The organism is Salmonella sp. SAL04213, assembly GCF_046550535.1.
GTDB classification, from domain to species: domain Bacteria; phylum Pseudomonadota; class Gammaproteobacteria; order Enterobacterales; family Enterobacteriaceae; genus Salmonella; species Salmonella enterica.
In genome coordinates this window covers 213,278-234,165 of the sequence record NZ_JBGDXS010000002.1, presented here as the reverse complement: position 1 = coordinate 234,165, position 20,888 = coordinate 213,278, and the positions used below count along the sequence as shown (strand labels likewise).

Annotated in this window: 22 protein-coding genes and 1 pseudogene; 15 read left to right on the top strand and 8 right to left on the bottom strand. The window is 54.7% G+C overall.

The window, feature by feature from the left end; all coding sequences use genetic code 11:
* The first annotated feature begins 4 nt into the window (after positions 1–4).
* From pduJ to pduX, 14 genes are all read left to right on the top strand, one after another.
* Positions 5–280, top strand: coding sequence for a propanediol utilization microcompartment protein PduJ (gene pduJ, locus ACLJPQ_RS05865; protein ID WP_001057755.1), 276 nt, complete (start codon positions 5–7; stop codon positions 278–280).
* A 3-nt stretch (positions 281–283) separates the two neighbouring features.
* Positions 284–766 (top strand): propanediol utilization microcompartment protein PduK, encoded by a 483-nt coding sequence (gene pduK, locus ACLJPQ_RS05860; protein WP_001284379.1) that lies wholly within the window; start codon positions 284–286, stop codon positions 764–766.
* Positions 766–1,398, top strand: a complete 633-nt coding sequence (locus ACLJPQ_RS05855) for a phosphate propanoyltransferase (protein WP_080184638.1) — start codon at positions 766–768, stop codon at positions 1,396–1,398. Before pduK ends, ACLJPQ_RS05855 begins: the two co-directional genes overlap by 1 nt.
* A complete protein-coding gene (gene pduM, locus ACLJPQ_RS05850; RefSeq protein ID WP_023216051.1) occupies positions 1,395–1,886 on the top strand; it encodes a propanediol utilization microcompartment protein PduM in 492 nt (163 codons plus the stop codon). Before ACLJPQ_RS05855 ends, pduM begins: the two co-directional genes overlap by 4 nt.
* Positions 1,887–1,889: 3 nt before the next feature.
* On the top strand, positions 1,890–2,165 hold the full coding sequence (gene pduN / locus ACLJPQ_RS05845) for a propanediol utilization microcompartment protein PduN (protein ID WP_000549825.1): 276 nt from the start codon (positions 1,890–1,892) through the stop codon (positions 2,163–2,165).
* Between the two features lie 9 nt (positions 2,166–2,174).
* Positions 2,175–3,185, top strand: coding sequence for a two-domain cob(I)yrinic acid a,c-diamide adenosyltransferase PduO (pduO, locus tag ACLJPQ_RS05840; protein WP_001029486.1), 1,011 nt, complete (start codon positions 2,175–2,177; stop codon positions 3,183–3,185).
* Entirely contained in the window at positions 3,182–4,576 is a 1,395-nt protein-coding gene (gene pduP, locus ACLJPQ_RS05835; protein ID WP_080184639.1) for a CoA-acylating propionaldehyde dehydrogenase PduP, read from the top strand. Before pduO ends, pduP begins: the two co-directional genes overlap by 4 nt.
* A gap of 11 nt (positions 4,577–4,587) precedes the next feature.
* On the top strand, positions 4,588–5,700 hold the full coding sequence (pduQ, locus tag ACLJPQ_RS05830) for a 1-propanol dehydrogenase PduQ (protein WP_080184640.1): 1,113 nt from the start codon (positions 4,588–4,590) through the stop codon (positions 5,698–5,700).
* Positions 5,697–7,052, top strand: a complete 1,356-nt coding sequence (gene pduS, locus ACLJPQ_RS05825; protein ID WP_042949043.1) for a cobalamin reductase PduS — start codon at positions 5,697–5,699, stop codon at positions 7,050–7,052. The genes pduQ and pduS overlap by 4 nt, the downstream gene beginning before the upstream one ends.
* Positions 7,053–7,054: 2 nt before the next feature.
* Positions 7,055–7,609 (top strand): propanediol utilization microcompartment protein PduT, encoded by a 555-nt coding sequence (gene pduT, locus ACLJPQ_RS05820; RefSeq protein ID WP_000075777.1) that lies wholly within the window; start codon positions 7,055–7,057, stop codon positions 7,607–7,609.
* On the top strand, positions 7,609–7,959 hold the full coding sequence (gene pduU / locus ACLJPQ_RS05815; protein ID WP_000441100.1) for a propanediol utilization microcompartment protein PduU: 351 nt from the start codon (positions 7,609–7,611) through the stop codon (positions 7,957–7,959). The genes pduT and pduU overlap by 1 nt, the downstream gene beginning before the upstream one ends.
* Positions 7,960–7,963: 4 nt before the next feature.
* A complete protein-coding gene (pduV, locus tag ACLJPQ_RS05810; protein WP_000826272.1) occupies positions 7,964–8,416 on the top strand; it encodes a propanediol utilization protein PduV in 453 nt (150 codons plus the stop codon).
* On the top strand, positions 8,401–9,615 hold the full coding sequence (gene pduW, locus ACLJPQ_RS05805) for a propanediol utilization propionate kinase PduW (RefSeq protein ID WP_000120647.1): 1,215 nt from the start codon (positions 8,401–8,403) through the stop codon (positions 9,613–9,615). Before pduV ends, pduW begins: the two co-directional genes overlap by 16 nt.
* Before the next feature lie 93 nt (positions 9,616–9,708).
* On the top strand, positions 9,709–10,575 hold the full coding sequence (gene pduX, locus ACLJPQ_RS05800; protein ID WP_138010047.1) for an L-threonine kinase PduX: 867 nt from the start codon (positions 9,709–9,711) through the stop codon (positions 10,573–10,575).
* A gap of 33 nt (positions 10,576–10,608) precedes the next feature.
* On the opposite strand, the gene ACLJPQ_RS05795 is transcribed toward pduX, so the two are convergent.
* From ACLJPQ_RS05795 to ACLJPQ_RS05760, 8 genes and pseudogenes are all read right to left on the bottom strand, one after another.
* On the bottom strand, positions 10,609–10,944 hold the full coding sequence (locus ACLJPQ_RS05795; protein ID WP_000450405.1) for a DUF496 family protein: 336 nt from the start codon (positions 10,942–10,944) through the stop codon (positions 10,609–10,611).
* A 243-nt stretch (positions 10,945–11,187) separates the two neighbouring features.
* The gene (locus ACLJPQ_RS05790) at positions 11,188–12,246 is read right to left on the bottom strand and encodes an FUSC family protein (protein WP_001200858.1); all 1,059 of its coding nucleotides are present in this window, start codon (positions 12,244–12,246) and stop codon (positions 11,188–11,190) included.
* Positions 12,247–12,364: 118 nt separating this feature from the next.
* Positions 12,365–12,832: a DNA gyrase inhibitor SbmC gene (gene sbmC, locus ACLJPQ_RS05785; RefSeq protein WP_000384326.1), complete on the bottom strand. Its 468-nt coding sequence runs from the start codon at positions 12,830–12,832 to the stop codon at positions 12,365–12,367.
* Positions 12,833–12,982: 150 nt separating this feature from the next.
* Entirely contained in the window at positions 12,983–14,155 is a 1,173-nt protein-coding gene (dacD, locus tag ACLJPQ_RS05780) for a serine-type D-Ala-D-Ala carboxypeptidase DacD (protein ID WP_023216046.1), read from the bottom strand.
* A 123-nt stretch (positions 14,156–14,278) separates the two neighbouring features.
* Positions 14,279–15,043, bottom strand: a complete 765-nt coding sequence (gene phsC / locus ACLJPQ_RS05775) for a thiosulfate reductase cytochrome B subunit (RefSeq protein WP_001092553.1) — start codon at positions 15,041–15,043, stop codon at positions 14,279–14,281.
* Complete coding sequence (phsB, locus tag ACLJPQ_RS05770) at positions 15,040–15,618, bottom strand: thiosulfate reductase electron transport protein PhsB (protein ID WP_001016236.1); 579 nt, start codon at positions 15,616–15,618, stop codon at positions 15,040–15,042. The genes phsC and phsB overlap by 4 nt, the downstream gene beginning before the upstream one ends.
* 14 nt (positions 15,619–15,632) lie before the next feature.
* Entirely contained in the window at positions 15,633–17,909 is a 2,277-nt protein-coding gene (phsA, locus tag ACLJPQ_RS05765) for a thiosulfate reductase PhsA (RefSeq protein ID WP_000028223.1), read from the bottom strand.
* Positions 17,910–18,168: 259 nt separating this feature from the next.
* Positions 18,169–18,261 (bottom strand): annotated as a pseudogene (locus ACLJPQ_RS05760) (heavy metal-binding domain-containing protein); the annotation flags it as partial.
* A 264-nt stretch (positions 18,262–18,525) separates the two neighbouring features.
* Between ACLJPQ_RS05760 and sopA the strand changes: the two are divergent.
* Positions 18,526–20,874, top strand: a complete 2,349-nt coding sequence (gene sopA / locus ACLJPQ_RS05755; RefSeq protein WP_023199943.1) for an SPI-1 type III secretion system effector HECT-type E3 ubiquitin transferase SopA — start codon at positions 18,526–18,528, stop codon at positions 20,872–20,874.
* The last annotated feature ends 14 nt before the right edge of the window (positions 20,875–20,888 follow it).

Here is a 20,888-nt window from a genome sequence, read left to right as displayed (position 1 = left end):
CAGTATGAATAACGCACTGGGACTGGTTGAAACAAAAGGGCTGGTCGGCGCCATTGAAGCCGCCGATGCAATGGTTAAATCCGCCAACGTACAGCTGGTGGGCTACGAAAAAATTGGTTCTGGCCTGGTTACCGTCATGGTTCGCGGCGATGTCGGCGCGGTTAAAGCAGCCGTAGATGCCGGCAGCGCGGCGGCAAGCGTCGTGGGTGAAGTGAAATCCTGCCACGTTATCCCGCGTCCGCACAGTGATGTTGAGGCCATTTTACCGAAATCAGCCTAATCGATGGCGAATAAGGAGCACCGCGTGAAGCAATCACTGGGATTACTTGAAGTTTGTGGTCTGGCACTGGCTATCAGCTGCGCCGATATCATGGCGAAATCCGCTTCTATCACGCTGCTCGCCCTCGAAAAGACCAATGGTTCAGGCTGGATGGTGATTAAAATTACCGGTGATGTGGCCTCCGTGCAGGCGGCCATCACCACCGGTGCGCATTTCGCCGAACAGCGGAATGGCCTGGTGGCCCACAAGGTTATCGCCAGGCCCGGAGAAGGGATCCTGCTCGCAGAGGCTCCCTCCCCCTCCGTCATAGAACCTGAGCCTGAAGCGTCAGAGATGGCCGATGTCGTTTCTGAAGCGCCAGCCGAAGATGCCCCGCAGGAATCAGAACTGGTCAGCTGCAATCTGTGTCTGGATCCAAAATGTCCGCGCCAGAAGGGCGAACCTCGTACGCTTTGCATTCATTCCGGCAAGCGAGGTGAAGCGTAATGGATAAAGAGCTTCTGCAATCAACGGTCAGTAAAGTTCTCGACGAGATGCGCCAGCGGCCTATTCCGCTGGGCGTCTCAAACCGTCATATCCACCTGTCCGCACAGGATTATGAGCGGCTGTTTCCCGGCCATCCCATCAGCGAGAAAAAAGCGCTGCTGCAGCCGGGACAATACGCCGCGGAGCAAACCGTCACTCTGGTGGGACCGAAAGGGCAGCTCAAAAATGTGCGCCTGCTCGGCCCGCTGCGCTCGGTAAGCCAGGTGGAAATTTCGCGTACCGACGCCAGAACGCTGGGGATTGCCGCGCCGCTGAGAATGTCCGGCAACCTGAAGGGGACGCCGGGCATCCGCCTGGTCAGCCCCTTTGCCGAACTGGAGCTGCCTTCCGGGGTTATCGTCGCGCAGCGGCATATCCATATGTCGCCGCTTGATGCGCTGATCCTGCGGGTTTCCCACGGCGATACGGTCTCCGTGGCGATTGAAGGCGACGATCGCGGGCTGATTTTCAACAACGTGGCGATTCGCGTTTCACCGGACATGCGCCTCGAAATGCACATTGATACCGATGAAGCCAACGCCGCTGGTGCCGATAACCCGCAGGCCTTTGCCCGGCTGGTAGGCCCGCGATGAACGGCGAAACCCTGCAGCGCATTGTCGAGGAGATTGTCTCCCGGCTGCATCGCCGTGCCCAGAGCACGGCGACGCTGAGCGTTACGCAACTTCGCGATGCCGACTGTCCAGCACTGTTCTGTCAGCACGCGTCGCTGCGCATCCTGCTCGTCGACCTGCCGCTGCTGGGTCAGCTTGCGGATGCAGAAACCGACGATACCGCCGCCCGGAAAATTCACGACGCGCTGGCGTTTGGCATCCGCGTACAGCTCAGCCTGCACAGCCAGTTGCTGCCGGTTATCCCGGTCAAAAAACTGGCTCGTCTGCCGCTGGTATTCACCGACGAGCACGGACTGCCGCTGGTTCTGCATGCGGGTTCGGTGCTGAGCTATCGCGATGTCGCGCTGCTAAGCCGGGGGCGTCTGGTTGTCCACCGCAAATGCATCGTGACCGCCATGGCGCGTGACGCGGCCAATGCGCGGAATATTCAATTAATTAAGCAGGAGTAAATCATGCATCTGGCACGAGTCACGGGCGCGGTTGTCTCCACGCAAAAATCACCTTCTTTGATTGGGAAAAAGCTGCTGCTGGTGCGTCGGGTCAGCGCCGATGGCGAACTCCCCGCCTCGCCCACCTCTGGCGATGAAGTGGCCGTGGACTCCGTCGGCGCGGGCGTCGGCGAACTGGTTTTGCTCAGCGGCGGCTCCAGCGCCAGGCACGTTTTTTCCGGGCCAAATGAGGCCATCGACCTCGCCGTTGTCGGCATTGTAGATACGCTTTCGCGTTAAGGGGCGGTTATGGCGATTTATACCCGAACAGGTGACGCTGGCACCACATCACTGTTTACCGGCCAGCGGGTGAGCAAAACCCACCCGCGGGTTGAAGCCTACGGCACGCTGGATGAGCTGAACGCCGCGCTGAGCCTGTGCGCCTGCGCCGCTGCGGATGAAAATCACCGCACCTTACTCGAGGCCATCCAGCAGCAACTTTTTTGGTTTAGCGCAGAGCTGGCCAGCGACAGCGAGCAGCCGTCGCCCAAACAGCGCTACATCAGCAGCGAAGAGATTTCGGCTCTGGAAGCCGCTATCGATCGGGCAATGGCCCGCGTCGAACCGCTGCACAGCTTTATTTTACCCGGACGCTGCGAAGCCGCGAGCCGCTTACATTTTGCCCGCACGCTGGCGCGCCGCGCCGAACGCCGTCTGGTTGAACTGGCAACTGAAGTCAACGTACGCCAGGTGCTGATGCGCTACATCAACCGCTTATCGGACTGCCTGTACGCCCTGGCCCGCGCGGAAGATAGCGATGCGCACCAGGCCAACATCATCCGTGAAGTTAGCAAGCGCTATCTGGCTGCCAGCCAGCCGACCCGCAGCAAGGAGACAACGCCCGTGGCCCTCTCATTCCACGATCTGCACCAGCTCACCCGCGCCGCCGTTGAACGTGCGCAGCAACTGCAGGTTCCGGTAGTCGTCAGCATCGTTGACGCGCACGGTACGGAAACTGTGACCTGGCGGATGCCGGACGCCCTGCTGGTCAGCAGCGAACTGGCGCCGAAAAAGGCATGGACCGCAGTGGCAATGAAAACGGCGACCCATGAGCTGAGCGATGTTGTTCAGCCAGGCGCGGCGCTTTATGGCCTGGAAAGTCATTTACAGGGAAAAGTGGTCACCTTTGGCGGCGGTTACGCCCTGTGGCGCGACGGCATATTAATTGGGGGTCTTGGCATCAGCGGCGGCAGCGTTGAGCAGGACATGGACATAGCACAGACCGCCATCGCGGCTATTAACGTGGGAACTCATCAATGAATACTTCTGAACTCGAAACCCTGATTCGCACCATTCTTAGCGAGCAATTAACCACGCCGGCGCAAACGCCGGCCCAGCCTCAGGGCAAAGGGATTTTCCAGTCCGTGAGCGAGGCCATCGATGCCGCGCATCAGGCGTTCTTACGTTATCAGCAGTGTCCGCTGAAAACCCGCAGCGCTATCATCAGCGCGATGCGTCAGGAGCTGACGCCGCTGCTGGCTGCTCTGGCAGAGGAGAGCGCCAATGAAACGGGAATGGGCAACAAAGAAGATAAATTCCTCAAAAACAAGGCTGCGCTGGACAACACACCGGGCGTAGAAGATCTCACCACCACCGCGCTGACCGGCGACGGCGGCATGGTACTCTTTGAATACTCACCGTTTGGCGTCATCGGTTCAGTCGCCCCAAGCACCAACCCGACGGAAACCATCATCAACAACAGCATCAGCATGCTGGCGGCGGGCAACAGCGTCTACTTTAGCCCGCATCCGGGCGCGAAAAAGGTCTCTCTGAAGCTGATTAGCCTGATTGAAGAGATTGCCTTCCGCTGCTGCGGCATCCGCAATCTGGTGGTGACCGTGGCTGAACCCACCTTCGAAGCGACCCAGCAGATGATGGCCCACCCGCGAATCGCGGTACTGGCTATTACCGGTGGCCCGGGCATTGTGGCAATGGGCATGAAGAGCGGTAAGAAGGTGATTGGCGCTGGCGCGGGTAACCCGCCCTGCATCGTCGATGAAACGGCGGACCTGGTGAAAGCGGCGGAAGATATCATCAACGGCGCGTCATTCGATTACAACCTGCCCTGCATTGCCGAGAAGAGCCTGATCGTAGTGGAGAGCGTCGCCGAGCGTCTGGTGCAGCAAATGCAAACCTTCGGCGCGCTGCTGCTAAGCCCTGCCGATACCGACAAACTCCGCGCCGTCTGCCTGCCTGAAAGCCAGGCGAATAAAAAACTGGTCGGCAAGAGCCCATCGGCCATGCTGGAAGCCGCCGGGATCGCTGTCCCTGCAAAAGCGCCGCGTCTGCTGATTGCGCTGGTTAACGCTGACGATCCGTGGGTCACCAGCGAACAGTTGATGCCGATGCTGCCGGTGGTAAAAGTCAGCGATTTCGATAGCGCGCTGGCGCTGGCCCTGAAGGTTGAAGAGGGGCTGCATCACACCGCGATCATGCACTCGCAGAACGTGTCGCGCCTGAACCTCGCGGCCCGCACCCTGCAAACCTCGATATTCGTCAAAAACGGCCCCTCCTATGCCGGGATCGGCGTCGGCGGCGAAGGCTTTACCACCTTCACTATCGCCACGCCAACCGGCGAAGGGACCACGTCAGCGCGTACTTTTGCCCGCTCCCGGCGCTGCGTGCTGACCAACGGCTTTTCTATTCGCTAACCGAGGTCGCGATGAATACCTTCTCACTACAAACGCGGTTGTACAGCGGTCAGGGCAGCCTGGCGGTGCTCAAGCGCTTTACCAATAAGCACATCTGGATAATCTGCGATGGCTTTCTGGCGCGCTCGCCGCTACTGGATACCCTGCGTAACGCGCTGCCCGCAGATAACCGCATCAGCGTCTTTAGCGAGATAACGCCGGACCCCACCATCCATACTGTGGTGCAGGGCATTGCGCAAATGCAGGCCCTGCAGCCGCAGGTGGTGATTGGTTTTGGCGGCGGCTCGGCAATGGACGCGGCGAAAGCGATTGTCTGGTTTAGCCAGCAAAGCGGCATCAACATCGAAACCTGCGTGGCGATCCCGACCACCAGCGGCACCGGTTCGGAAGTCACCAGCGCCTGCGTAATTAGCGACCCGGATAAAGGCATCAAGTACCCGCTGTTCAACAATGCGCTGTATCCGGATATGGCGATCCTCGACCCGGAGCTGGTGGTCAGCGTACCGCCGCAGATTACCGCCAACACCGGCATGGACGTGCTGACCCACGCCCTGGAGGCCTGGGTGTCACCGCACGCCAGCGACTTTACCGACGCGCTGGCGGAAAAAGCCGCCAAACTGGTGTTCCAGTATCTGCCCACGGCGGTGGAAAAAGGCGACTGCGTAGCGACGCGCGGGAAAATGCATAACGCCTCAACGCTGGCGGGGATGGCATTCAGCCAGGCGGGACTGGGTCTTAACCACGCGATAGCTCACCAGCTCGGCGGACAGTTTCATCTGCCGCACGGGCTGGCCAATGCGCTGCTGCTCACGACGGTGATCCGCTTTAACGCGGGTGACCCGCGCGCCGCCAAACGCTACGCGCGGATGGCCAAAGCCTGCGGTTTTTGCCCGGCAGAAGCCAATGACGTTGCGGCGATCAATGCGCTGATTCAGCAAATCGAACTGCTTAAGCAACGCTGTGCCCTTCCCTCACTGGCCCTTGCGCTTAAAGAAGGAAGATCCGACTTTTCCGCACGCATTCCGGCGATGGTGCAGGCTGCGCTGGCGGATATCACGCTGCGTACCAACCCGCGCCCGGCCAGCGCCGAGGAAATTCGCGAGCTGCTGGAGGAACTGCTATGAGCGCCGCCATCAATAGCGTTGAAATGTCTCATAGCGCCGATGAAATTCGCGAGCGCGTCCGCGCAGCGGGCGTTGTGGGTGCGGGCGGCGCAGGTTTTCCCGCTCACGTCAAACTACAGGCGCAGGTAGAGATTTTTCTGGTGAACGCCGCCGAATGTGAACCGATGCTCAAAGTTGACCAGCAACTGATGTGGCAGCAAGCTGCGCGCCTTGTGCGCGGCGTACAGTACGCCATGACGGCAACCGGCGCGCGCGAAGGGGTGATAGCCCTGAAAGAAAAATACCGCCGGGCCATCGACGCCCTCACCCCGCAGCTGCCAGACGGTATCCGCCTGCATATCCTGCCGGATGTATATCCCGCGGGCGATGAGGTGCTGACTATCTGGATGGCAACCGGTCGTCGGGTCGCCCCTGCCGCGCTACCGGCCAGCGTCGGCGTGGTCGTCAATAACGTGCAAACGGTGCTCAATATTGCCCGAGCGGTCGAGCAGCGGTTTCCGGTCACTCGTCGCACGTTGACCGTGAACGGCGCGGTCGCCAGACCGTTGACCGTTACCGTTCCTATCGGCATGTCACTGCATGAAGTGCTGGCGCTGGCGGGCGGCGCAACGGTCGACGACCCTGGTTTTATTAACGGCGGCCCGATGATGGGTGGCCTGATTACCTCTCTTGATAACCCGGTGACGAAAACTACCGGCGGCCTGCTGGTGCTCCCCAAAAGCCATCCGCTTATCCAGCGGAGAATGCAGGACGAGCGCACGGTGCTTTCCGTCGCGCGTACCGTTTGCGAACAGTGCCGACTGTGTACCGATCTCTGTCCGCGACACCTGATCGGCCACGAACTCTCTCCGCACCTGCTGGTGCGGGCAGTGAACTTTCACCAGGCCGCCACGCCGCAGCTGCTGCTGAGCGCCCTTACCTGCTCGGAATGCAACGTTTGTGAAAGCGTGGCCTGCCCGGTGGGGATCTCGCCGATGCGCATCAACCGCATGTTAAAACGCGAGCTGCGGGCGCAAAACCAGCGCTACGAAGGGCCGCTGAATCCGTCCGACGAAATGGCGAAATATCGCCTGGTGCCGGTGAAGCGGCTGATCGCCAAACTGGGACTAAGCCCCTGGTACCAGGAAGCGCCGCTGGTTGAAGAAGAGCCGTCAGTAGAAAAAGTCACTTTGCAGCTGCGCCAGCATATTGGTGCCAGCGCAGTACCGACTGTTGCCGTCGGCGAGCGCGTGACGCGCGGGCAATGCGTTGCCGATGTCCCGCCTGGCGCGCTCGGCGCCCCCGTTCACGCCAGCATCGACGGCATTGTATCGGCCATCAGCGAACAGGCCATCACGGTTGTAAGAGGTTAACCATGTCTCAGGCTATAGGAATTTTAGAACTCACCAGCATCGCCAAAGGCATGGAGCTTGGTGATGCCATGCTGAAAAGCGCCAACGTTAATCTGCTGGTCAGTAAGACCATCTGCCCAGGTAAGTTTTTACTGATGCTGGGCGGCGATATCGGCGCTATCCAGCAGGCCATTGAAACCGGTACGTCGCAGGCCGGCGAGATGCTCGTCGACAGCCTGGTGCTGGCAAATATTCATCCCAGCGTACTTCCGGCCATCAGCGGCCTGAACAGCGTCGATAAGCGCCAGGCGGTAGGTATCGTCGAAACCTGGAGCGTGGCGGCCTGCATTAGCGCCGCAGACCGGGCGGTGAAAGGCTCAAACGTCACCCTGGTGCGGGTGCATATGGCCTTCGGCATCGGCGGTAAATGCTACATGGTGGTGGCGGGCGACGTTTCTGACGTCAACAACGCCGTGACGGTTGCCAGCGAAAGCGCGGGGGAAAAAGGGCTGCTGGTTTACCGCTCGGTGATCCCGCGCCCGCATGAAGCCATGTGGCGACAGATGGTGGAGGGATAATGGAAAGACAACCGACAACGGATCGCATGATTCAGGAATACGTGCCGGGGAAACAGGTCACTCTCGCGCACCTGATTGCTAATCCAGGTAAAGATCTCTTTAAGAAGCTGGGCCTGCCGGATGCGGTCTCCGCCATTGGCATCCTTACCATCACGCCGAGCGAAGCATCGATTATCGCCTGCGATATCGCCACCAAATCCGGCGCGGTGGAAATCGGTTTTCTTGACCGATTTACCGGTGCCGTGGTGCTGACCGGCGACGTTTCTGCTGTGGAATATGCCCTCAAGCAGGTAACGCGCACGCTGGGCGAAATGATGCAGTTCACCACCTGTTCGATCACCCGGACGTAACGTCATGAAGCGTTTGATGTTTATCGGCCCCAGCCAGTGCGGAAAGACCTCTCTGACCCAAAGCCTGCGCGGCGAAGCGCTCCATTATAAGAAAACCCAGGCCATTGAATGGTCGCCGATGGCCATCGACACGCCGGGCGAATACCTGGAGAACCGCTGCCTGTACAGCGCCCTGCTAACCAGCGCCTGCGAGGCCGACGTTATCGCCCTGGTGCTGAATGCCGACGCCCAGTGGTCGCCCTTTTCTCCGGGGTTTACCGCCCCGATGAACCGCCCGACGATTGGCCTGGTCACCAAGGCCGATCTCGCCGACCCGCAGCGTATTTCGCTGGTTGCGGAATGGCTTACGCAGGCTGGCGCCCGGCAGATTTTTATTACCAGCGCGTTGAATAATTCGGGTCTCGACGCCGTGCTGGATTTTCTGAATTCGAAGGAACCTTTATGTCTTACAAAATAATGGCCATTAACGCCGGTAGCTCATCGTTAAAATTTCAGCTGCTGGAGATGCCGCAGGGCGACATGCTCTGCCAGGGACTGATTGAACGTATCGGTATGGCGGATGCGCAGGTGACAATTAAGACGCACAGCCAAAAATGGCAGGAAACCGTCCCCGTTGCCGATCATCGCGATGCGGTAACGCTGCTTCTGGAAAAGCTGCTGGGTTATCAAATCATTAACAGTCTGCGGGACATTGATGGGGTGGGCCATCGTGTGGCGCACGGCGGTGAGTTTTTTAAAGACTCGACGCTGGTCACGGATGAAACGTTAGCGCAAATCGAACGTCTTGCTGAACTGGCCCCGCTTCACAACCCGGTAAACGCGTTGGGTATTCACGTTTTTCGTCAACTGTTGCCTGATGCCCCTTCCGTAGCCGTGTTTGATACGGCATTTCACCAGACGCTGGATGAACCCGCCTATATTTACCCGCTTCCCTGGCATTATTACGCGGAACTGGGAATTCGCCGTTATGGCTTTCATGGCACCAGCCATAAGTATGTCAGCGGCGTTCTGGCGGAAAAGCTGGGCGTACCACTCAGCGCATTACGGGTGATTTGTTGTCATCTTGGAAACGGTAGCAGCATCTGCGCCATCAAGAACGGGCGTTCGGTCAATACGTCGATGGGCTTTACGCCGCAGTCAGGCGTGATGATGGGCACCCGTAGCGGAGATATTGATCCCTCTATTCTGCCGTGGATAGCCCAGCGCGAAAGCAAAACGCCGCAACAGTTGAATCAGTTATTAAATAATGAGTCAGGCTTGCTGGGCGTTTCTGGCGTGTCGTCTGATTACCGCGATGTCGAACAGGCAGCCAATACCGGTAACCGGCAGGCTAAACTCGCTCTCACTCTGTTTGCCGAACGCATTCGCGCCACCATTGGCAGCTATATTATGCAAATGGGAGGACTGGATGCGCTGGTATTCACTGGGGGCATTGGCGAGAACTCAGCGCGCGCCAGATCGGCGGTGTGCCATAATTTGCAATTTTTGGGCTTAGCCGTTGATGAAGAGAAAAATCAGCGTAATGCGACATTTATCCAGACGGAGAACGCCCTGGTGAAAGTCGCCGTCATCAACACCAACGAAGAGTTAATGATCGCACAAGACGTTATGCGCATTGCGCTACCGGCCACGGAAGGGCTTTGTGTACCAGCCTGAGAGGGTTAAACGACGCATTGCGGCAAGTCATGGTAATAATGCTTTTACCATGACACTATGCGCGCACACTATTCGTACCTGAAAGGTGATAACGTGGCTGTTGCGCAATGCCCCGCCTCATGCGGGGAACTTATCCAGGGATGGATTCTGGGCAGTGAGAAACTGGTCTCCTGCCCCGTTGACTGGTACAGCACCGTAGCAGTCACGGCTGCGCCGCCGTTGGTAAACGAACGCCCATTGTCGCGGGCGATGGTGGAGCGCGTTCTGGCGCACTGGCAGTATCCTGCGCACTGGAGTAACGAGATTCGCGTCGATGTGCGTTCGTCAATTCCTGTTGCCAAAGGCATGGCCAGCAGCACCGCAGATATTGCCGCTACGGCGTTGGCAACGGCGCATCATCTTGGCCATTCGCTGGATGAAACCACCCTTGCACAGCTTTGCGTCTCAATCGAACCCACTGATAGCACCGTTTTTCATCAGTTAACGCTGTTTGATCATAATAATGCGGTCACGCAAATCGCCTGCGAGCCACCGCCGCCAATCGATTTGCTGGTACTGGAAAGTCCGGTCACACTGCGCACGCAAGATTACCACCGTCTCCCTCGCCAGCAGAAATTAATAGCAAGTTCAGCAACCTTGCAGCAGGCCTGGAATCTGGTGCAGGAAGCCTGTATAACGCAAAATCCGCTCCGACTGGGTGAGGCGGCTACGCTTAGCGCTATCGCCAGCCAGACGCTGTTACCTAAGCCAGGATTTACCGCCCTGTTGTCGCTGGTCGAAGAGTGTGATTTATACGGATTGAACGTGGCGCATAGCGGTAGCGTGGTGGGTCTGATGCTGGACCGGAAACGTCATGATATTGCGCGCCTGAAAGGTAAGCTGGCAGAGAAAAAACTTACCCGACACTGGCCAAAACAACATTTACTCAAGATGGTCACTGGCGGGGTCAAACTGCAGTGAGAGCCTGATATACGCTCCCACTGCCGTAGCGCATTATTCGGCTTTTACATCGGCGTGTTTCATTTCGCCCATCGCTTTCAGCTTTTTGGAAATGTCGCGACGCTCTTTGGAGATTTCGGCATTTTTAATGATGTAGTCATCAACGCGATCTTCATAGTCGCTTTTCATGCTGGCGATGATACCCTGAATCGCCTCAACGCTCATACCTGGCTTGATGTAGTCGCTCAGGTTGTCCAGCAGCAGCACACGCTTCTGGTTGTCACGGATCTTCTTCTCAATGTCCTGAATTTCACGTTGCAGTTTATTTTTGCGACGGAACAGACGAACAAACTCCAGCACGTCCTGGAAAGAAGGCTTGGTTGTTTCCATTTTTACACCCCTGATAATGTGAGATTCGGATTCGTTAAGCAACTGCTAGTGGATAAACATTACGTTTATCCCCGTCATACTTCAAGCCGCCAGAGGAAACACCGTTACGTCGCCGTCTGGGAAACCTGAAGGTTCGGGGATAAAATCGTTGCCAGTAGCACTCATTTTATCCTTATATTAGTATCATACTCTTAATCTTTGCTGAATCGAAGCAGCAACAAATTCATTCGCCCCATCTGCTTTTTATTTGCGCAAAGCCCGGCAGATCAAGTGTGAAAGCAGTTCCAACTGTCGGGCCGTTTCCATACTTAGCCAAACATAGCCGTGGATGGGGGTTTCAGCCACCGCGTCGCCCTGCTGCTCGTTCATTAGCTGTCGCAACTCGGCAGCAATATCATTCAGTTTACCGGTATTTGCCAGTACCGGCTGCGGGTTGCCTTCAAACAACGCGTGGGCGATCGTTAGCAAGGTTTGCTGCGTCATCTGCTGGGTTTCACGCAATGTGTGCGCGTTAAGCATCACAAAATGGCTGGCGCGCGTCGCCCAGTGGGCATTGATTTGTAATTCAAGCATACAAACCAGATTGCGGTTGATGGTCTGAATGGCCTCGAAAATAGATTTTTGTATCCGGGTTTCTTTACTGGCGGGCGTTATCAGCCCGCGCATTTTGACGACATCGTTCAGCAACCGTTGCAAATGTTTATCCAACCGGGGGCGCTCCAGCAAATTCGGCGACAGAGCTGCCTGATACACCCGATTATACGCCGTGACGCAATGCGCCAGTTGGATGCGCCAGTGCAAAAAGGCGCGCTGGGGCCAGATGCCGGTAAACAACATCGCCAGTAGCGACCCCAAAATCACATCCCCGCCACGCCATAATGCCGTATTCATATCACCAGCGGGAGCGCCGACAACAACGGCGAGCGTTATGCCTATCAGTAGCGCCTGATACGGTTTTTTCCCTAAGGCCAGCCAGCCGCACAAAAACATCGCTATCGCACACCACACCAGCATCAGCGGTAAGGAAAAGAGCTCCAGGCGTAGCGCCACCAGCCCTAACGCCGCGCCCAGGATCGTACCGCCTATGCGCTCAAAAGCACGAGGCACTACATTTCCCCAGAATGAGATGGGCCCCATAATCACCACTAACGTGATTAGCGGCCATGTGCCCTCGGGAATAGAAAACAGACGAACCAGCAGAAAGGTAAGAATGAACGCCAGGGCGATACGTATGCCATGCACGATGCGATAATGACGGTACAACCGTATTTCAAAAGGGCTTAATGACTTATCGGCACGCACGCTTGCGCTCCTTACGGGAATGGCAAAAAATGCATTGTACCTGCTTTATAGCAAAAATAGCGCACTGGCGGACGGAACACATTATCCGTCCGCTCTTTTCAGCCAGGAAACCAGTCGATCACTTCCGCTGTACCGGAATATACATTTCAATATCCCAGTATCCATCTTCCATGCCGTTATTCAGATAGGTTTCAAAACAGGGCGCAGAGGCTATCTGATAAGCGCTATCCTGCTCCAGGACGTCAAAAAACCGTTCCCACGGCTTCGCAAAGTCACGGTCTTCCACACGCGCGACAGCAGTGGCATATTCGCCGCCTTCAATGGCGGTCACGATTACGCCTTCGCTATTGTCCGGCAGGATGAAATTCTCTGCCACGGACACCACGGTATCGCAGCGGAGTTTTTCCGCAGGTACGACATCTGGATTGTCGTAATAGACGGCAATCCATTCAACTGGCACGATCCGCTGTCGATCCACCCACGTCATCAGTTGTTCAAAACCCTGCTTCACGGTGTGTTCCCATGGACCGACCATGTGGAAACCGGCTATCTTGCGTTTTTGTTCCTGCCTGATTTCGTAATCCATGCTGCCTCCGTCACTTTACTACACTGTATGAATGTACAGTATAATTACAGCCTTTTACGGTCACAAGGACAGCGTGATCATTTTGTGAGCAACCTCGCAATCCCGCCCTTTTGACACCTCAGATGACGGTGAACGGTGTGTGACAACGGCTTACGCTTTATGCTGAAAATAGTCGCTCAGACGAGAGAACATACCGCCTTTACCCACCGATTCCAGAGTGACCAGCGGCCACTGAGCGATCAGTTTATCCCGATCGTAGAGCTCTATTTCACCTACCTGTTGATGAGCGGCGATTGGCGCCTCCAGCTCTTTTCTATCCAGCACATATTTTGCTTTGATATGCGGAATTTCCGCTTTGGGCAGCGCCATCCAGAAATCCTGTTCCGCACCCAGCGCAATCTTTTCTTTGTCTCCATACCAGATTCGCTCGCTGCCCACTTTTTTACCGCTGTGCAAAATCTGCACCGTCGCAAAGTTTTGCTGGCCCCACTGCAACAGTTTTCGCGCCTGTTCCTCACGACCTTTCGAACTTTTCGCCCCCATCACGACGGCAATAAGTCGGCGCTGCCCGTCCACCGCCGATGCGATAAGATTAAATCCCGCCCCCGATGTGTGTCCGGTTTTAAGCCCATCGATATGCATGGTCTTATCCCATAACAAGCCGTTGCGGTTCTGCTGCGTGATGCCGTTCCAGGTCAGGCTTTTCTCGCTGTACATGTGATAAAATTCAGGTTCGCCGTGAATAATCGCCCGGGAGAGTACGGCCAGATCATACGCGGAGCTATGTTGTCCCGGCGCATCCAGACCGTGGACGGTTTCAAAATGGGTATCCTGTAAATTGAGTTTTTTCACATAGCTGTTCATCATCGCCACAAACTGCGGCTGCCCGCCCGCGATATAATCCGCCAGCGCCACACAGGCATCGTTACCGGAATCCACGATTAAGCCACGACTTAAATCACGCACCGACACGCGATCCCCTTCTTTTAAAAACATCAACGAGGAGCCGACAAACACCGGATTATCCTTCGCCCAGGCGTCGCGCCCAACGGTGACGATATCGTCAGGGCTGATACGATGACTATCGATGGCGCGATCGACGACGTAGCCCGTCATGAGCTTGGTAAGGCTGGCGGGATTACGTTGCTGGTGTTCATTACCGGCGGTAAGAACCTGTCCCGTAGTGTAATCCATCAACACCCAGGCGCCTGCATCAATGGCTGGCGGTTGGGGAGCAAAACTTACGGCATCGGCCGCAAGCGCAGGAGAAAGGTGCATCGCGAATAAAGAAGCGGCAATAAACAAACGGCGTTTCAACAGCATGTCCTCAGGATGGTCTCAATTTGCCGTTCTTTTTACGGAAGTTCAGTTAAACAAACATGGATAAATTGCAAGAAAATGTGACACAAGGCACATTTTCTTGCTGACATTATTTTATGGATACGCTCAGACGGCGGACTTATCCCCGCGCGGCGCGGTACGATGACGATGATAGCCGTCAACCATGCTACGGAAAATTTGTCCCGGCGTGTCGCCAAGAGTACACAGATAGAGATGCGCGCAAATAAACAGTAAGCCGATGATAGCAAGCGCCATATGCAACACCAGCATCACAGGGCCCAGACCCGCAACCTGCGGATAGAGACACAGCAAACCGGTGATGATTAACAGCGGTACCAGCGCGTACATAATCGCCAGATATGCCAGTTGTTGCAGTGGATTGAACTTATTCTGCTCTGTTGCCGCGAACGGATGCGCTTCCCCTTTCATAATGCCAAAAAGGTAAAAACGCGTCTGGCGTATGCAGCGCGTTACCAGTCCGGAAAAATTTACCCGATAGTGACGCCCGTTACCTGTGGTGAGGTTGATCAGCACAAACCCGACCCAGAAAGCCAGTAAGGCAAAACCACACCAGGTATGCACTTGTACCATTAGCGCTACAGGGCCGAGAGAAAAATGACCAAATAAACCGCTTAACAGTAATAAAACAAACAGTAACGCATTTCCCCAATGCCAACGGCGAATCGCCAGCGAGTAGAGATAGTCACGATGCTCTTCGCCGCCCGCCGTTTTTGGCGCCAGCATCCGGCGCAATAACGCATGGATAACCAGCCCAACAAGCATGAGCAGCACCACGACGCCTGCGTAAATTAACCACAGCGGCCAATAATCTGGCGCATAATGTAGTTCCGCTCCCCAGATAGTATTCATGCTTTACCCTCCTGATGGACTTCTTTACGACGGTACAGACTGACCGCGCCGCTACGCGCCTCCTGCTGGCGATAGACCTCTTTCTGACCGACCCAGCGCTGGATCTCGCTCTCATCCAGTCTGCCGAATTTCAGCGCGTCCGTTGGGCAAACGGATACGCACGCCGGAGACTGGCCAGCCGCCAACCGCGTGTCGGCACAGAAGTTACACTTGTCGGCGACACCGGTTTGCGGATTCAAATAGCGCACATGGAAAGGACACGCGGCAACACAATAATCGCAGCCAATACAGCGCGATTTATCCACCTGCACGATCCCGTTTTCATCACGATATGACGCTCCGGTAGGACAAACGCTGACACATGGCGCATTTTCACAGTGCTGACAGGAGACGCGGACAAATTGAAAATGGGTTAGTGCGTTGGATGCCTGTTCAGGGGCGCGAATTTGTACCTGTACGCGGCTAAATCCCTCCGGTACGTCATTAAGCACTTTGCAGGCAACGGTACACGCCTGGCAGCCGATACAACGTTTTTCATCATGCAGCATGACGTACTGATTCGTTAAATGATTCATGGTTCCCTCCTCCCTCATGCCCGGCTCAGCGTCACGCCTGCGGTATGCACTACCGTACCGGATACCGGACTCGTCACGTGCGGCAGTAAATTGCCACAGTGGATACCGTGTGTCGTCGCCGCCGTTTTGGCCCCAGCTTTAGCGCCAAATCCCATATAGACAAAAAGCGTGTCCGGGCGGATTCCGGGCGTCACCAGCGCCTTACCTTTCTCTTTACCCGTAGCATTTTCCAGCCAGATCTCATCGCCGGTCTTAATGCCTTTTTCTTGCGCCGTTTGCGGATGGACCCAGACCGCGTTATCCCACATTAGCTCGCTGAGTAAAGGTACGTACTGCGTCGCGCCATTGGTATGCACGGCCACCTTGCCCTGAATGAAGTAAAGCTCATTCTCTTTTTTAAGCGCAAAGTCACGAACGCGCGGAACGCCGTAGCCTGGGAGCAATTCCTCCAGAGTTGAGGAATAAAGTTCGATTTTGCCGGAGGGCGATTTGAAGCGAAGCTGTTCGCCATAGGTGTTGTCGCTATCCGTCGCGATAGCGCCGGGGTAACGCGCCGTAAACTGACGAACGGATTCTGGTTCGCGTAATAGCAGCGGAACGCCCCATTCGAGATACCCTTTCTGTCGCAGTTCCTTCGCTAAGGCATGGTCGCCGTTCAACTGATAGAGTTGGCGCGTCTGCATATCCTGCCACGGATAGTACTGCCCTAATCCCAACTGCTCGCCCAGCTCTTTCCAGATTTGCCAACTTGGACGCGCCTCGCCAATCGGCTCTACGACCTGTTGGCGCAGAGCGTAAGCCGGGTGCAGTCCCGACATATCCGATACCTCTTCGTCCCGTTCGAGATAAGTGCATTCCGGCAGCAGATAGTCGGCATACGCCGCGCTCTCGCTCAAATAGACATCGCAACTGACCACCAGATCCAGTTGCTCAACGGTTTTTACCAGGTCCGAACGACAGGTGACGGTCTGGAAGGGATTATGCCGCGACATAATCCACGCCTTTATCGGGTAAGGCTTCTGGGTTAACACCGCGTCAATAATGCTTTGCACCACGCCGCCGCCAGCGGCGATATATTTAAACTGCGGTGCGACCAAATCGATGCGTTGCGCCGTCGGTTTCGGCATATTTTTAATGTTGAGTTTCGCCAGCGTTGGCGCGACCTTTTCTCCGGCCAGTTTATTGTAAACCGACGCATTTTTTTTCTGATATAGCCCGCCTTCGCGCTCAATATTACCGAGCAGCACATTAAGCGTAAAAATCATACGCCGCATATCGATCTCTTCCTGCGAGAACGTCGCGCGATGACCAGGACTGACAATAGCGTGAGGCGCGCAGGCGGCCAGTTCGCGTGTCACCCGGACAATAACGTCGGCTGGGACATCGGCCTGCGCGGCGGCCCATTCCGGCGTCGTCTCTTTTACCGCCTGTGCTAACTGTTCAAATCCGCTGGTATAACGCTCAACAAAAGACGCATCGTAGAGTTGTTCATCAATCATGACGTGGCACATCGCCAGCAGAACCGCTAAATCCCCCCCGGGACGAATAGCGTGCCACTCATCCGCCTTGCTGGAAAATATCGACAAACGCGGATCGAAGCTCACCATTTTGGCCCCCTTCTCCTGCGCGGTCATTAACTCATGGGTATCGGCAACTTCAATCCCTTCATACAAATTGTGGCCAAACGAAACCAGATAGCGCGTGTTAGCGATATCCATCGCCAGATCGCCGCCCATCATCACTTTTGCCGCAATGGCTTTCCCGGCAGGGCATGTTGAGGCGTGAGTAAAGGTATTAGGCGAACCAAAGGCCGTAGCCAGATGGAAAAGATGGCTGGAGAGCGAGCCCGATTTGGAAGAGAAAGCCACGCTCTCGGGGCCATGCTGCGCTTTGATGGCATTCATTTTCGCCGCGATTTCCTGGTAAGCCTGTTGCCAGCTAATCACCTGCCATTCACCGTCGCCGCGTGGCCCGGTGCGTTTCATAGGTTTTACAATCCGTTGCGGGTCATTGACCAGGCTGACGCCGCTCCCGCCCCTGGCGCATATGCGCGTCCCCTGCTGCGGCGCAGAAGGATTGCCCTGGATAAAAACGGTCTTGTTATTGACTACCTGCGCCTGAATAGGGCAACGAAAGGAACACATTTCGCACAAGCTTGGCGTTAGCGTGGTTTTACCGTTAATGCCGGCAATCGGGTTGCGCGCCAGCGCCCCGGGCGGAAAAGCGCCCAGCGCGCAGGCAGAGCAGCCGATGCCTACCCCCTGCAAAAAAGAACGACGACTAATGCTCATATAACCTCCTGTTATTAGATATAGCTGAAGATTATATTTAATTTGTATTATGAAATGTCGGCTTCAATCACAATTTGAAATAGTTGTTAAAATGAACACGCCAACACGATAAAACCTTTTATTTTATAAATATTTTACATTTCCTGAACACGCACATGGACTGTCATTGAATAATCAGCAGAATTACCAAACAACCCGCTGTTAATTATAAAAATGATACAATTCCAATAACACGTAATAATATTTAAAAGAAAACGATTATTTCCTGAAAAGCGATTTCACGCGCTTTACGCAGTTCTTTCTCATACGCGCCGGAACGTCCGCCGACGATATCCCGAATGCCGGTGAAAAACGCTGGTTGAGCATCGAAGCGGGTTTACTTTTGCGTGCACACGGATTCGTTACCCGACCCGCTTTTTATGCCTGGATTTTTCCGCAGATACGTCAGCGTCCCACAATACGGTGACATGATGACAGGATGGACACTTTCTGAAAGAAACCTGCCAGATAACATGGTGAATTGTGATCTCCATCGCCATACCGACATATGAAGCTTACTTTTAAGGCGTTAAAAATCCAGACCGTTTTTCCATAATGATGTTGATAAGGAATTCTAATGAAGATATCATCAGGCACAATTAATTTTTCTACTATTCCTAACCAGGTTAAAAAATTAATTACCTCTATTCGTGAACATACGAAAAACGGGTTCGCCTCAAAAATAACCAGTGTTAAAAACACGCATGCTTCTTTAAATGAAAAACTTAAAACAGGAAAGAGCTCATCGATTGAGTTCGCGTTACCACAAAAAATAAAAGACTTCTTTCAGCCGAAAGATAAAAACACCTTAAACAAAACATTGATTACTGTTAAAAATATTAAAGATACAAATAATGCAGGTAAGAAAAATATTTCAGCAGAAGATGTCTCAAAAATGAATGCAGCATTCATGCGTAAGCATATTGCAAATCAAACATGTGATTATAATTACAGAGTGACAGGTGCGGCCCCACTCCCCGGTGGAGTCTCTGTATCAGCCAATAACAGGCCCACTGTTTCTGAAGGTAGAACACCACCAGTATCACCCTCCCTCTCACTTCAGGCTACGTCTTCCCCGTCATCACCTGCCGAATGGGCTAAGAAACTCACGGATGCACTTTTACGACAGAAAGCCGGAGAAACCCTTACGGCCGCAGATCGCGATTTTTCAAACGCAGATTTCCGTAATATTACATTCAGCAAAATATTGCCCACCAGCTTCATGAAGCGAGACGGCGATATTATTAAGGGGTTCAACTTTTCAAATTCAAAATTTACTTATTCTGATATATCTCATTTACATTTTGACGAATGCCGATTCACTTATTCGACACTGAGTGATGTAGTCTGCAGTAATACAAAATTTAGTAATTCAGACATGAATGAACTGACTTTACAGTATTCAATTACTACACGACAACAGCCCTCTTTTATTAATACAACATTAAAAAATACGTTTATACGTCACAAAGCCAACCTCTCTGGCGTTATTTTAAATGAACCGGATAATTCATCACCTCCGTCAGTGTCAGGGGGCGGAAATTTTATTCGTCTAGGTGATATCTGGCTGCAAATGCCACTCCTTTGGAGTGAGAACGCTGTGGATGGATTTTTAAATCATGAGCACAATAATGGTAAAAGTATTCTGATGACCATTGACAGCCTGCCCGATAAATACAGTCAGGAAAAAGTCCGGGCAATGGAAGACCTGGTGAAGTCATTGCGGGGTGGCCGCTTAACAGAGGCATGTATCCGGCCAGTTGAAAGTTCGCTGGTAAGCGTACTGGCCCACCCCCCCTATACGCAAAGTGCGCTTATCAGCGAGTGGCTCGGGCCTGTTCAGGAACGTTTTTTTGCCCACCAGTGCCAGACCTATAATGACGTTCCCCTGCCGGCTCCTGACACATATTATCAGCAGCGCATACTGCCTGTGTTGCTGGATTCGTTTGACAGGAACAGCGCCGCCATGACTACTCACAGCGGACTCTTTAATCAGGTGATTTTACACTGTATGACAGGCGTGGACTGCACTGATGGCACCCGCCAGAAAGCTGCAGCGCTTTATGAACAGTATCTTGCTCACCCGGCGGTGTCTCCCCACATCCATAATGGGCTCTTCGGCAATTATGACGGCAGCCCGGACTGGACAACCCGCGCTGCAGATAATTTCCTGCTGCTTTCCTCCCAGGATTCAGACACGGCGATGATGCTCTCCACTGACACGCTGTTAACAATGCTAAACCCTACTCCTGACACTGCATGGGACAACTTTTACCTGCTGCGAGCCGGAGAGAACGTTTCCACCGCGCAAATCTCTCCGGTAGAGTTATTCCGTCATGACTTTCCGGTGTTTCTCGCCGCATTTAATCAGCAGGCCACGCAGCGACGCTTTGGGGAGCTGATTGATATCATCCTCAGCACTGAAGAGCACGGGGAGCTGAACCAGCAGTTTATTGCCGCCACGAACCAGAAACATTCCACCGTGAAGTTGATTGATGATGCCTCAGTGTCGCGTCTGGCCACCATTTTTGACCCCTTGCTTCCTGAAGGCAAACTCAGCCCGGCACACTACCAGCACATCCTCAGTGCTTATCACCTGACGGACGCCACCCCACAGAAGCAGGCGGAAACCCTGTTCTGTCTCAGTACCGCATTCGCACGCTATTCCTCCAGCGCCATTTTCGGCACTGAGCATGACTCTCCGCCGGCCCTGAGAGGCTATGCGGAGGCGCTGATGCAGAAAGCCTGGGAGCTGTCTCCGGCGATATTCCCATCCAGCGAACAATTTACCGAGTGGTCCGACCGTTTTCACGGCCTCCATGGCGCCTTTACCTGTACCAGCGTTGTGGCGGATAGTATGCAACGTCATGCCAGAAAATATTTCCCGAGTGTTCTGTCATCCATCCTACCACTGGCCTGGGCGTAGTCCAGCCTCAACCC